The sequence below is a fragment of the Pseudomonas luteola NBRC 103146 genome (genome assembly GCF_002091675.1).
In the GTDB taxonomy this organism is placed as follows: Bacteria; Pseudomonadota; Gammaproteobacteria; order Pseudomonadales; family Pseudomonadaceae; genus Chryseomonas; species Chryseomonas luteola.
Window position 1 is genome coordinate 139,144 of the sequence record NZ_BDAE01000005.1, and the last position, 12,160, is coordinate 151,303.

11 protein-coding genes are annotated in these 12,160 nt (G+C 55.1%); 8 read left to right on the plus strand and 3 right to left on the minus strand.

The features are described 5' to 3' along the window. Positions 1–16: 16 nt before the first annotated feature. The 5 genes from tkt to fba all read left to right on the plus strand — a co-directional run bounded on the left by tkt (position 17) and on the right by fba (position 6,085). Positions 17–2,014: a transketolase gene (gene tkt / locus PLU01S_RS08690; RefSeq protein WP_074827097.1), complete on the plus strand. Its 1,998-nt coding sequence runs from the start codon at positions 17–19 to the stop codon at positions 2,012–2,014. 420 nt (positions 2,015–2,434) lie between these two features. Continuing rightward, the gene (gene epd, locus PLU01S_RS08695; protein ID WP_074827092.1) at positions 2,435–3,478 is read left to right on the plus strand and encodes an erythrose-4-phosphate dehydrogenase; all 1,044 of its coding nucleotides are present in this window, start codon (positions 2,435–2,437) and stop codon (positions 3,476–3,478) included. A 26-nt stretch (positions 3,479–3,504) separates the two neighbouring features. Then, entirely contained in the window at positions 3,505–4,668 is a 1,164-nt protein-coding gene (locus tag PLU01S_RS08700) for a phosphoglycerate kinase (protein ID WP_010796101.1), read from the plus strand. Between the two features lie 5 nt (positions 4,669–4,673). Next, positions 4,674–4,871, plus strand: a complete 198-nt coding sequence (locus PLU01S_RS08705) for a hypothetical protein (protein WP_010796100.1) — start codon at positions 4,674–4,676, stop codon at positions 4,869–4,871. Positions 4,872–5,020: 149 nt separating this feature from the next. Next, positions 5,021–6,085 carry a class II fructose-bisphosphate aldolase gene (gene fba / locus PLU01S_RS08710; protein ID WP_010796099.1) on the plus strand — a complete coding sequence of 355 codons (1,065 nt, stop codon included), beginning with the start codon at positions 5,021–5,023 and terminating at the stop codon, positions 6,083–6,085. A 52-nt stretch (positions 6,086–6,137) separates the two neighbouring features. Here the strand turns inward: fba and PLU01S_RS08715 are convergent, their stop codons facing one another. Next, positions 6,138–8,351, minus strand: a complete 2,214-nt coding sequence (locus PLU01S_RS08715; RefSeq protein WP_074827089.1) for a M48 family metallopeptidase — start codon at positions 8,349–8,351, stop codon at positions 6,138–6,140. 258 nt (positions 8,352–8,609) lie between these two features. On the opposite strand from PLU01S_RS08715, the gene PLU01S_RS08720 reads away from it, so the two are divergent. Beyond that, the gene (locus PLU01S_RS08720) at positions 8,610–9,122 is read left to right on the plus strand and encodes a YgjP-like metallopeptidase domain-containing protein (protein WP_074827086.1); all 513 of its coding nucleotides are present in this window, start codon (positions 8,610–8,612) and stop codon (positions 9,120–9,122) included. On the opposite strand, the gene PLU01S_RS08725 is transcribed toward PLU01S_RS08720, so the two are convergent. Both PLU01S_RS08725 and PLU01S_RS08730 read right to left on the minus strand, forming a co-directional pair. Further along, a complete protein-coding gene (locus PLU01S_RS08725; protein WP_074827084.1) occupies positions 9,123–9,383 on the minus strand; it encodes a YebG family protein in 261 nt (86 codons plus the stop codon). It abuts the gene before it with no gap. 103 nt (positions 9,384–9,486) lie between these two features. Continuing rightward, the gene (locus tag PLU01S_RS08730) at positions 9,487–9,969 is read right to left on the minus strand and encodes a GreA/GreB family elongation factor (RefSeq protein WP_074827080.1); all 483 of its coding nucleotides are present in this window, start codon (positions 9,967–9,969) and stop codon (positions 9,487–9,489) included. 185 nt (positions 9,970–10,154) lie between these two features. Between PLU01S_RS08730 and PLU01S_RS08735 the strand changes: the two genes are divergently transcribed. Together PLU01S_RS08735 and PLU01S_RS08740 are read left to right on the plus strand one after the other, a co-directional pair. Next, entirely contained in the window at positions 10,155–10,832 is a 678-nt protein-coding gene (locus PLU01S_RS08735; RefSeq protein ID WP_074827078.1) for a phosphoribosyltransferase, read from the plus strand. Positions 10,833–10,911: 79 nt separating this feature from the next. Further along, positions 10,912–11,931: an SDR family oxidoreductase gene (locus PLU01S_RS08740; RefSeq protein ID WP_074827075.1), complete on the plus strand. Its 1,020-nt coding sequence runs from the start codon at positions 10,912–10,914 to the stop codon at positions 11,929–11,931. The last annotated feature ends 229 nt before the right edge of the window (positions 11,932–12,160 follow it).

A 12,160-nucleotide genomic window follows, 5' to 3' on the forward strand; every position in this document is an offset into this window, starting at 1 on the left:
TTTCAGGAGATCAGCGATGCCCAGTCGTCGTGACCGTGCCAACGCCATCCGCGCGCTCAGCATGGATGCCGTACAAAAAGCCAACAGCGGCCACCCCGGCGCCCCTATGGGGATGGCCGATATTGCCGAAGTGCTCTGGCGCGATTACCTCAAGCACAACCCGGTGAACCCAAAGTGGGCCGACCGCGACCGCTTCGTGCTGTCCAATGGTCACGGCTCCATGCTGATCTATTCCCTGCTGCACCTGACCGGTTACGACCTCTCCATCGACGATCTGAAAAATTTCCGTCAGCTTCACAGCCGCACGCCAGGCCATCCCGAGTATGGCTATACCGCCGGTGTCGAGACCACGACCGGCCCGCTGGGGCAGGGCATCGCCAACGCTGTGGGTTTCGCCTTGGCTGAAAAGGTTATGGCGGCGCAGTTCAACCGCGAAGGCCATAACATCGTTGATCATTACACCTATGTTTTCATGGGTGATGGCTGCATGATGGAAGGCATTTCTCACGAAGTCTGTTCACTGGCTGGCACGCTGCGCCTGTCCAAGCTGATCGCCTTCTATGATGACAACGGCATATCCATTGATGGCGAAGTCCACGGCTGGTTTACCGACGATACGCCCAAGCGCTTCGAAGCCTATGGCTGGCAAGTGATCCGTAACGTCGACGGTCACGACCCGGAAGAAATCAAGACGGCACTGGAGACGGCTCGCAAGAGCGACCAGCCGACCCTGATCTGCTGCAAGACCATCATTGGTTTTGGTTCGCCCAACAAGCAGGGCAAGGAAGAATCCCATGGCGCAGCCTTGGGTGACGCCGAAGTAGCGGCCACCCGTGAAGCGCTGGGCTGGAAACACGCTGCCTTCGAAATCCCGCAGGATATCTACGCCGAATGGGACGCCAAGGACGCAGGCTCTAAAGCGGAAAGCGAGTGGAACAAGCGATTCAACGCTTACGCTGAGGCTTATCCTGAGCTGGCCGCCGAGTTTACCCGCCGTATGGCCGGTGAGCTGCCAGCTGACTTTGATGAAAAGGCGTCGGCGTTCATCCGTGAGGTGGCTGCCAAGGGCGAAACCATCGCCAGCCGCAAAGCCAGCCAGAACTGCCTGCACTTCTTTGGCCCGTTACTGCCTGAATTGTTGGGCGGCTCGGCCGACCTGGCCGGCTCCAACCTGACGATGTGGAAGGGCTGCAAGCCGGTTGTCGAGGAAGACGCCTCCGGCAACTACATGTATTACGGAGTACGCGAGTTCGGCATGAGCGCCATCATGAACGGCGTGGCCTTGCATGGTGGCCTGATTCCTTACGGCGGCACCTTCCTGATGTTCATGGAATACGCTCGTAATGCCGTGCGTATGTCGGCACTGATGAAGCAGCGCATCATCTATGTCTTCACCCATGACTCCATCGGTCTGGGCGAGGATGGCCCGACGCACCAGCCGGTCGAGCAGATTGCATCTCTGCGTTATACGCCCAACCTGGACACTTGGCGTCCTGCCGATGCGGTCGAGGCTGCGGTATCCTGGAAGACGGCCCTGGAGCGTAAGGATGGCCCGTCAGCGCTGATCTTCTCTCGACAGAATCTGCCTCATCACCTGCGTGACAATGAAACCGAAGCGGCCATTGCCCACGGTGGCTACGTGCTGAAGAGCTGTGAAGGTGAGCCAGAGCTGATCTTTATCGCTACCGGCTCGGAAGTGTCGCTGGCTGTTCAGGCGTACGACAAGCTCACCGCGGAAGGGCGCAAGGTCCGCGTGGTATCCATGCCTTGCACCAGCGCATTCGAGCGTCAGAGCGCCGAGTATCGTCAATCGGTATTGCCGGTTGAGGTCGGTGCCCGTATTGCCATTGAAGCGGGTATTGCGGACTACTGGTACAAGTACGTTGGCCTGGATGGTCGTGTGATCGGCATGACAACGTATGGTGAGTCAGCTCCGGCGCCGGCACTGATGGAGCATTTCGGCTTCACACTAGATAACGTGCTGGCAGTTGCAAACGAACTGCTTGAGGACTGATCCTCCAGTGAGGTAATAAAAACGCCACGGTGAGAACCGTGGCGTTTTTATTATTTGGTGTTTACCAGATAAACGCCGTTATTTGTGTAATACCAGCCCAATCATCCATTAAGAGCGTTGAGGAAGATTCTTTTGCCATACTTATGATCTCAGAGTGTGCTTTAGAATCAACGACACCGTGGTGATCCAGTATTTTGTAGCCAATCCGTCTATCGACTACGAAAAAGCGTGTTTTATTTTGCAAATGAAGCGGCATCTTCAGCAAATTCGCTTCTGGCTACGCTAATCTTTTCTGGATTCGCTCGCCTAGATTGTCTGAAAGCCTACACTTAGGGCTTGTGTAGTGTGTCATTGCTCAGGCTACACTTGTAACATCACTAGCCATTGCTTATTCAATTCCGGACACCGAAACCCACTTTCATGGCTGATTCTCTTTATCGTGTTGCGCTCAATGGCTACGGCCGTGTCGGTCGGTGCCTGGTCCGTGCGCTACATGAGCGCAGCGCCTCGGTTGATTTCGAACTCGTGGCGTTGAATGACTTGGCTGACCTGCCAAGCCTGGAGTACCTGACACGCTTCGACTCGACTCACGGACGCTTCCCCGGCGAAGTTGCCATAGAAGGGGATCGCTTGCGCGTCAATGGCTGCAGCATGCATGTGCAGCGCTGCGCCAATCCTGACGACATTGACTGGAGGCGTCTGGGCGTCGATCTGGTTCTCGAATGTTCTGGCGCCTTCAGCACCCGTGCAGACGGTGAGCGTTTTCTTGCAGCCGGTGCGCCCCGCGTCTTGTTTTCCCAGCCGATGGCCAGCGAAAGCGACGTAGACGCCACCATTGTGTATGGCGTCAATCAGGGCAGCTTGCGCGGTACTGAGAGGCTTGTCTCGAATGCCTCCTGTACCACCAATTGCAGCGTGCCGCTGTTGAAACTTTTGAACGAAGTCGTGGGTCTTGAATACGTCTCGATAACCACGATTCATTCAGCCATGAATGACCAACCCGTGATCGACGCCTATCACGCCGATGATCTGCGCCGTACCCGCTCGGCCTTTCAATCGATCATTCCAGTCTCTACAGGGCTGGATCGTGGAGTCGAGCGCCTGTTGCCGGAGCTGGCGGGGCGCGTTCAGGCCAAGGCCATTCGTGTACCGACCGTAAATGTGTCGGCGCTGGATATCACTTGTCATGTTTCGCGTGATACCACTGTCTCGGAAGTTAATGGTCTGCTCCGTGAGGCTGCGATGGGTGGCCCTTTGCAGCATCTGGTGAACTACACCGAGTTGCCGCACGCTTCCTGCGACTTCAATCATGATCCCCATTCCGCCATCGTTGATGGCAGTCAAACCCGTGTATCGGGGCCAAGGCTCGTCAATCTGCTGGCCTGGTTCGACAATGAATGGGGCTTTGCCAACCGCATGATCGACGTGGCAAGTCATTTCTTGCGCGTCGCCAAGCCGATCTGAACAAGCACAACGAAGGGATTGCATACATGTCCGTGTTGAAAATGAGCGACCTCGATCTGAACGGTAAACGTGTCCTGATTCGCGAGGACCTGAACGTTCCGGTAAAGGATGGACAGATCAAGAGCGATGCTCGTCTGGTCGCCGCGCTTCCGACGCTGAAGCTGGCATTGGAGAAGGGCGCTGCTGTTATTGTCTGCTCGCACCTGGGGCGACCGACCGAAGGTGAGGCGAGCGCCGAGAACAGCTTGAAGCCTGTGGCGGAATACCTGTCCAAGGCTTTGAATCGTGAGGTTCCGCTGGTGACGGATTACCTGGGCGGTGTTGATGTACAGCCGGGTAATATCGTTCTGCTGGAAAATGTGCGCTTCAACAAGGGCGAGAAAAAGAACGCTGATGAGCTGGCTCAGCAGTATGCCGCGCTATGCGATGTGTTCGTCATGGATGCCTTTGGTACCGCTCACCGTGCTGAGGGCTCTACCCACGGTGTTGCCAAGTTTGCGAAAGTGGCCGCAGCTGGTCCGCTGCTGGCCGCCGAACTGGATGCGCTGGGCAAAGCCCTCAAGGCGCCCGCGCGTCCAATGGCTGCCATCGTGGCGGGCTCTAAAGTTTCTACCAAGCTGGACGTTCTGAATTCTCTGTCCAGTGTTTGTGATCAATTGATTGTAGGCGGCGGTATTGCCAATACCTTCCTGGCTGCTGCTGGTCACAAGGTAGGCAAATCTCTGTACGAAGCCGAGCTGGTCGATACGGCCAAGGCCATTGCTGCCAAGGTCAGCGTGCCTCTGCCGGTCGACGTGGTTGTCGCCAAGGAATTTGCCGAGTCTGCCGAAGCAACGGTTAAATCCATCAGCGATGTTGCGGATGACGACATGATTCTGGACATCGGCCCAGAAACGGCCAAGCAATTTGCCCAGCTGCTCACATCGGCCAAGACTATTCTGTGGAATGGCCCGGTCGGCGTTTTTGAGTTCGATCAGTTCGGTAATGGCACCAAAGTACTGGCTCAAGCCATTGCTGACAGCGAGGCATTTTCGATTGCTGGCGGTGGCGATACCCTGGCGGCTATCGACAAGTACGGTATAGGCGAAAAGATCTCCTATATCTCCACTGGCGGTGGTGCATTCCTTGAGTTCGTGGAAGGAAAGGTTCTTCCGGCGGTCGAAGTCCTGGAACAACGCGCTAAAGGATAACCGCCATGATACGTCTCGCTGCTTTTTCTGTACTTAGTTGCCTCATGCTGGCTGGCTGTGCCGGAGCAACATCCGACAAGGCCTGTCGTGCTTTCTCGCCGCCACCGGTCTCCGTTGCAACACCCACCGGCCAGAATGATGAGCGGGTAGCCACGACAACCGGTGCATCCGATCAGACAACAAGTGCGGATGGTTGCCGTTAAGTGGGACGTAGTCTGCGGACCGAGTGATCACTCGAAATTGACGAGTTAAACGATACAGCAAGAGCAGTGCGCTGCTCTTGCTTGAAAAACAGCCTGCCAGTGGTGCAGGCTGAAAACATAATAGGTCCATACCGGGAGATAGGATCACCATGGCACTCATCAGCATGCGTCAGCTGCTGGACCACGCAGCCGAGTTTGGCTACGGCGTACCAGCTTTCAACGTTAACAACCTCGAGCAGATGCGGGCCATCATGGAAGCAGCCGACAAGACCGATTCTCCGGTCATTGTGCAGGCTTCTGCAGGTGCTCGTAAGTACGCAGGTGCGCCATTTCTGCGTCACCTGATTCTGGCTGCCGTTGAAGAGTTTCCACACATTCCCGTGGTCATGCACCAAGACCACGGCACCAGCCCGGACGTTTGCCAGCGTTCCATTCAGCTGGGTTTCAGCTCGGTCATGATGGACGGCTCTCTAAGAGAAGACGGCAAGACACCTTCTGACTACGAATACAACGTGCGCGTTACTCAGCAGACCGTTGCCTTTGCCCACGCCTGTGGTGTTTCGGTAGAAGGTGAGCTGGGCTGCCTGGGCTCCCTGGAAACCGGCATGGCGGGTGAGGAAGACGGTGTAGGCGCTGAAGGTACACTGGACCACAGCCAGCTTCTGACTGATCCGGAAGAGGCTGCCCAATTCGTGCAGGCTACCAAGGTTGATGCCCTGGCAATTGCCATCGGTACCAGCCACGGTGCATACAAGTTCACCAAGCCGCCAACTGGGGATACGCTCTCCATCCAGCGTATCAAGGAGATCCATGCACGCATTCCAGATACTCATCTGGTCATGCACGGCTCCAGCTCCGTCCCTCAGGAGTGGCTGGCCATCATCAACGAGTATGGCGGTGACATCAAGGAAACCTACGGTGTACCGGTCGAAGAGATCGTTGAGGGCATCAAGTACGGTGTTCGTAAGGTGAATATCGATACCGACCTGCGTCTGGCCTCTACCGGTGCGATTCGTGAATTCATGGCGAAGAATCGCAGCGAGTTCGATCCACGTAAGTATCTGGCCAAGACGGTATCGGCCATGCGTGATGTTTGTATCGCTCGCTACGAAGCGTTCGGTACTGCAGGCCAGGCCTCCAAGATCAAGCCGATCTCGCTGGACAGAATGTTCGAGCGTTATGCAAAGGGTGAGTTGGACCCCAAGGTCAATTGATCACGCATTAATAAAAAGCCCGCCTCGATGCGGGCTTTTTATTGGCTGCCATTTAGAGTCCCTTGGCGGCTTCAGCCTCAAGACACCACTTGGCAAGCAGGTTGAAGGTGTATCGATAACAATAGGTAAACGCTTCAAGCAAGGCATCACTTTTCTGGTAGAAATCGAGGAGGGGACCTGCTTCGGCTTCAAGGTAGGGATGTTGCTGCTTGAGGTAACCGCCAATACTCTCGCCGGGCAAGATACATTGCTTGATGGCTTCGGCTTGTTTTACCAGGCGTTGTGTCCGGGTCCGGAAGTCCAGAAGCGCATAGTGGCTAAGCTGGTGGGTCTGCATGCTGCCTTGTAGACGATGAAGACTGTTGTATTCCTTGACCAATAACTGCGACTCGCGCAGTCGCTCATAATCGGGATAGAGCTCGGTGAGGGAAAACAGCAACTGGGCCAGGTCGCGGGCTTGTGCATGCCCCGAATGATGGCTTTTGAGCGACAGGTCGATACGCTGGCGGAGCAGCGCTGCCACGTCACTCATGACGGTACGAGCCGGGCTTTGCCAGGTATCGATATTCCTATACTCGTTCAGATAGCGCTCCGGATCAAACGTGTTTACGCCATGGATATGGTTTGTGATCTGATGAGCGTTCAGCTCATCACAATAAGCCAACGTAAAGCGCCGCTGCACTTCTTTTTGTGCATGCTGCCAGTTGAGGCCTGTTTCCTCTGTGCGGTTTTTCAAGGCCGAGATGACGGCTGCCCAGTCCATGGTGGCCTTTTCTTTACCAGCAGGCGCATGCAGAGGAAGCCAGGGCAGGTCAGCCCATTGACCCAGTGTCCACCTGTTTAGAAAGGCAGTTTCGTTGTTCTGGTCCATATCGAAGGCAGCCGCGTTGGCTTCACGAAACTGAGTCAGGCTCACATCGAGTCCAAGTTTTTGATAGTACGCAGTCGTGACTTGTCGGCAGTACTGAGAGAAGTATTCGAATAGCCCGGTAGCAGGAGACGCATCTGTTATCAGCGCTGTGCTACCCAAGGCTTCTGCTGCCTCGATACGTTCGACATCGGCAGGATGAACACGCCAATAGCGTTGCCTGTCGCGCAGCTTGGCCTCCAGGCGGCGTTGCGTCTCGATATCGAGCCGGGTGGCGCCCAGGGCAGCAGCCTGTGGCATGTCTGCCAGCAGCGCGCCTTCGCTCCAGGTACTCACGTTCTGGCGATCTGCCTGCCTGAATGCCCAGCGCAACGCATGATGATGCAGAGTGGCGGCGCGAAACGTATCGCTGCCTGCAATCTGTGCCGCATAACGGTCTGCCTCTAACTCCAACCGTTTACAGGCAGGCTTGGAGAGGCGGTAACTAAGCAAAAAGCAATAGTGCAGAAGCTGGCGCGGCAGACGCATGCCGATGCGAGCGACCAGAACACCCAGGTTGGTCACTCGCGAGGTCTCAGCTTCGCTAAGGTGCTTGAGGCGCTCACCCAGTGCGTCCTTGAAGTGGGCCCGCTGGTCCAGCCAGGCATTGCAGAAATTGATAAAGTAGTAGCACCGCATATTGAAGCGCCGGGCGCAGTGGCCAAACTCATGCGCCAGGACGCCGGCAAGCTGTTGCCTGGAAAAGCCTGCCGCTAACGGTAGCCCCAGCGTCAAGGTGACATCGCCTTTAATCAGACCTTTCCAGCCGGAAGCCAGGTGGACCTTGGCATCTACTTCATTGCCCAGGTGAATTTCTATAGGGGTACGCACTTGCATGGCTGTGCACAAAGGAACCACGAATTCCCAGAGTGCTGGCTCCTGCCCTGGTGCGAGAATGACGGCTGGCTTCTCGCGACGACGAGCCGTGAATACAGGCTTTGCGGTAAAGAACAGGATGAATCCGCCCAGGCAGGCCAGGAAAGACTTTACTGCGAGAGGCCCCCATTCAGGTAATTCAACTGAGGTCAGGCTTTGTACATCGAGTGCAGGCAGTGCAATGAACAGGAGAGCGGCAATAACGGTGACCACCGCCACGTAGAAGAGCACGATCGCTGCACACCCAGTCACAACCAGTACGAGGTGAAGCATGTGCAAAAAGCTGAAGGGTGAGCGCGGTAACACCTCGGATAATGCAGGCGAGGCAGAACTCGATGCGTGTGTTGCTTCCGCAGGGGAAGAGGAGGCGGGTTCAGCGGGTTGAACGTCCAGGCCGATCTGCTGCAGGAGATCAGCAGCCAAATCCTTTGGAGCACGCGGGGTCAAATCTTCTCCGCTTATAGCCAAGTCGGTATGAGACATATGCATTCCATTGCAACGCTGAGGGTATGGTCGATGCTGATCGCTGAATGAAAGAGACGACAAGCGTCACGGCATTTGCAGCGAAACAGCTAGATATAAACCACAGGATTGCCCACGCTTTTACACGGTTTCGATGGCACTTTGCTGTGCCTGACTCGCATTTTTAGGAGCGGAGGTCGACTGTGTTTTACAATAGTGGGCTGGTTCACTGTTCAGGCGTCAGTGGTCCCACCACGGTAGCGAGTGACACGATTAATCATGGCTTCTCTTAAATACCTGCAAGGCTACCCGGCTTCACTGCAGGAGCAGGTTCGTCTGCTCTGTGAACAAGGCCGCCTACAGGCATACCTGTCCAATCGCTATCCTGGGTCTCACTCCATACAAAGCGACAAGGCACTTTATACCTACGCCCTGGAGATCAAGCAGACGCACCTCAAGAATGCGCCTGGTATAGACAAGGTGCTTTACGATGCAAAGCTTGATGTGATGCAGAAAGCGCTAGGGTTACATACGGCCATTTCACGCGTACATGGCGGCAAGCTCAAAGCGAAAAAAGAAATAAGGATTGCCTCTTTGTTCAAAGAGGCAGCGCCCGAGTTTCTGAAAATGATTGTGGTCCATGAGCTCGCGCATCTGAAAGAGAACGAGCACAACAGGGCCTTTTATCAGTTATGCGAGCATATGTTGCCGGGTTATCACCAGATCGAGTTTGATCTGCGTGTTTTCCTGCTCTGGCGAGATCAGGAAAAGGCAGCCTCGGCAACATTGTAATCAGGCAGATTCTTTTCCGCTCAGCTCGGCTAGCACATCGGGCTGACTCTTGAACGCCTTGGCGAATAGATCGCGATGACGAGCCATGTAGATACCGACATCTTCTGCCTGTTTGTCAGTCAGATCGGGTACGGCTTTCTGTAATACTTCTGCCAGAGACTCAGCAAGCTCCAGCATTTTGTCATAGCGATCAGCTTCAGCTTTATCCATGAATAAGCGCTCCGGATCTCGGCTGCTGCGGTACAAGACTTCGACGGCCATTCATCACCTCATCGCCTTCGTCATTACTGTTTATATATACAGTATATCTTTCCAGACTGGCTTTGACCAGCACCTGAGCAAAGAAAAACCCGGAAAGGCCTGTTTATTCGACCGATACAACTTCAAATATTTGCTTTGTGCTGCCGATTGAAAGACTGATCTCTTCCCCTTCGGTTTTTCCCAGTAGCGCCCGCCCGAGCGGTGCATTGGGTGTGATCACCATGATGTCTCCGGTATCTGTCCTGATTTTAAGACCCGCTCCTGCCGGGCCTAGGAAAAAGGTTTGTTGCTTGCCTACGGTATCGCAGACAACGACCAAGGAAGACAGCTGAACACCATGTTCCGCCTCGTGGGTACGTATGACGAGATTACGGTAAGCCTGCAAGGACTGCTGAATCTCTTGTATGCGCTTTGAATAGCCAGCCGCTAGATATGCCGCTTCGAGTCCGCGAGTGTCGTATTTGTTTTCCGCTACGTTCTCTTCATGTGTCGCCGTTTCATGTGCAGCTTGCGCGGCGGCTATGGCGGCCTGAAGGTCAGTTTGCAATGTACTCACAATGTGCTGGTAGAGCTGCTGTTTCGTCATAAAGGTGCCGGTACGTGACAGAAACCAGAGTGTGAGACGTTGATAATCGCCTTTTAAATCTCTGGATGACTTACTGAGTTTTATTTATGACCGGTGAGTCATTTTTCAGTTTTGGGTCTATAAATAGGTAGGTAGAGATCCGTAAATAACCAGTCGGTGGCTGACCGAACGGCATAGGGCAGGCAATGAAACCAGCATGGAGCCCGGCAGTACTTTACAAGAATCGCAGCCAGGCAGGGCAGGTGCTGGCTGCGCGGCTGCGTCCGTATATCCACCATAACCCCATCATACTGGCAGTACCTCGCGGAGGTGTCCCGGTGGGGTATCAGGTCGCCAGAGAATTGGAGGCGCCTCTGGATGTGCTGATGGTGAGCAAGATCGGCGCGCCAGGTAACAAGGATATGGCGTTGGGGGCTGTTACTGATGGGGCTGCAAGGCGGTGGGTAGCAAACCAGGCAATGTTGGAGTATCTCAACCCGCCAGCCGGATGGTTCGAGGCGGAGCGGGACCGACAGATAGACAGTATCGAGCGGCGCAGGCGGCTGTACCGCGGCTATACCGATCCAATGGTAATTACCGGTCGTACAGTCATTGTGGTGGATGACGGCGTGGCAACGGGTAGCACTGCCAGGGTTGCGCTAGTCGCATTAGCCGAGGCTGCGCCTGCACGTCTGGTATGGGCGGCTCCCGTTGGGCCTGCAGGCGTCGCCGAGGTGCTGAGAACCCTGGCCGATGACGTGGTCTGCTTGGCGACGCCCGATGTCGTCAAGCACATCGAGACCTACTATCAGGATTTTTGTCCGGTTTCTGACCAAGACGTCCTATCCCTGCTGGCAAGGTGTCGTTCAGATAGCCGCGTCTGATCACCCATATATCCGGTTGAAGGAATCCTGAAGGGTTTGAAAGGCTCCGATAGGAATAGATGACTATTGGAGCCTTTTAATGAAACCCGTACCCAAGCCGTTACATCAGCAAACGATCGTTATTACCGGCGCCACCAGCGGTATTGGTCTGGCAACTGCCCGAATGGCTGCTCAAAAGGGCGCGAAGCTGGTACTGGTCTCACGTGATGAAGCTGCTCTGCAGTCCCTGCAGCATGAGCTCAGTCAGCAGTGGGGCGCACAGGCTATTCATGTTGCCGCCGATGTAGGCAATCGAGCGGATCTGGAGCAAGTGGCAAAAAGAGCAGTCGAGCGGTTTGATGGGTTTGATACCTGGGTAAACAATGCAGGCACGCTGGTATGGGGACGGCTGTGGGAGGTAAGTGAGGCCGACCTCAAAAAAGTGTTTGAAACGAATTTCTGGGGCGTGGTGAATGGATCACTGGTGGCTGTCGAGCACTTTAGGCAGCGGGAAGGTGGAACCCTGATCAATCTGGGGAGTGCCTTATCGGAAGCCGTTGCTCCCTTGCAAGGTATCTACACCGCCAGCAAACATGCCGTTAAAGCCTTCACAGATGCTTTGCGCATAGAACTTCGCCACGACAATGTGCCTGTAGCCGTAACCTTGATCAGGCCTTCCTCAACAAACACGCCCATTAATGATAGGGCCAAGAATTACCTGGCCCATATGCCTCACTTGCCGGCCCCGACCTATGTCCCGGAAACCGTCGCCCGGGCAATCCTGCGCGCCGCTGAACGGCCCAAGCGGGATGTGTACATCGGGAACAGCAAGCTCATAACTCGGGCGGCTCAACTGACGCCACGGTTATTTGACTGGATAGCTATAAAGACGCTGTTCGCAGCTCAGCAGAGTAAAACAGCCGATGCTTTCCCGTCAGATGCGTTGTACGAACCTGTCACTAGTGGCTCTACAAGGGGACGTAATCCCGGTCCCATGTTTCGCCACAGTCTGTATGCCCAGGCCAGCCAGCAGCCTGCCAAGACAGCGGCTTTGGCTGGCGCGGTGGGATTGGCTCTTTATAGTGGTTGGCGGCTTATCAGGGCCTGCAAGGCTGAGTGATCGCCAACGACTGCTCGTTAATTGGAGACTGGCGCACAGATTTTGTGTGCGCCAGCCAGGTATAAGCAGGAAAAGCCTAAATTTTAGGAATGTTACGAAATATTTTTAGGATTACGTTGTCAGTGCAGCAGCAAAATCCCGGACGTATGATATCTGCTCCGGGAGACTTATACGGGAGCCGGTAAGCCCGTGCTGTGGTATCGAGTCCGAAGCCTGCTGTGTCTTGACT

Bases quoted from the DNA above. Each gene is read 5' to 3' on its own strand.
- epd (WP_074827092.1), top strand. From the start codon at position 2,435: ATGGCTGATTCTCTTTATCGTGTTGCGCTCAATGGCTACGGCCGTGTC.
- PLU01S_RS08715 (WP_074827089.1), bottom strand. From the start codon at position 8,351: ATGTCTCATACCGACTTGGCTATAAGCGGAGAAGATTTGACCCCGCGT.
- PLU01S_RS08705 (WP_010796100.1), top strand. From the start codon at position 4,674: ATGATACGTCTCGCTGCTTTTTCTGTACTTAGTTGCCTCATGCTGGCT.
- fba (WP_010796099.1), top strand. From the start codon at position 5,021: ATGGCACTCATCAGCATGCGTCAGCTGCTGGACCACGCAGCCGAGTTT.
- PLU01S_RS08725 (WP_074827084.1), bottom strand. From the start codon at position 9,383: ATGGCCGTCGAAGTCTTGTACCGCAGCAGCCGAGATCCGGAGCGCTTA.
- PLU01S_RS08720 (WP_074827086.1), top strand. From the start codon at position 8,610: ATGGCTTCTCTTAAATACCTGCAAGGCTACCCGGCTTCACTGCAGGAG.
- tkt (WP_074827097.1), top strand. From the start codon at position 17: ATGCCCAGTCGTCGTGACCGTGCCAACGCCATCCGCGCGCTCAGCATG.
- PLU01S_RS08700 (WP_010796101.1), top strand. From the start codon at position 3,505: ATGTCCGTGTTGAAAATGAGCGACCTCGATCTGAACGGTAAACGTGTC.
- PLU01S_RS08730 (WP_074827080.1), bottom strand. From the start codon at position 9,969: ATGACGAAACAGCAGCTCTACCAGCACATTGTGAGTACATTGCAAACT.
- PLU01S_RS08740 (WP_074827075.1), top strand. From the start codon at position 10,912: ATGAAACCCGTACCCAAGCCGTTACATCAGCAAACGATCGTTATTACC.
- PLU01S_RS08735 (WP_074827078.1), top strand. From the start codon at position 10,155: ATGAAACCAGCATGGAGCCCGGCAGTACTTTACAAGAATCGCAGCCAG.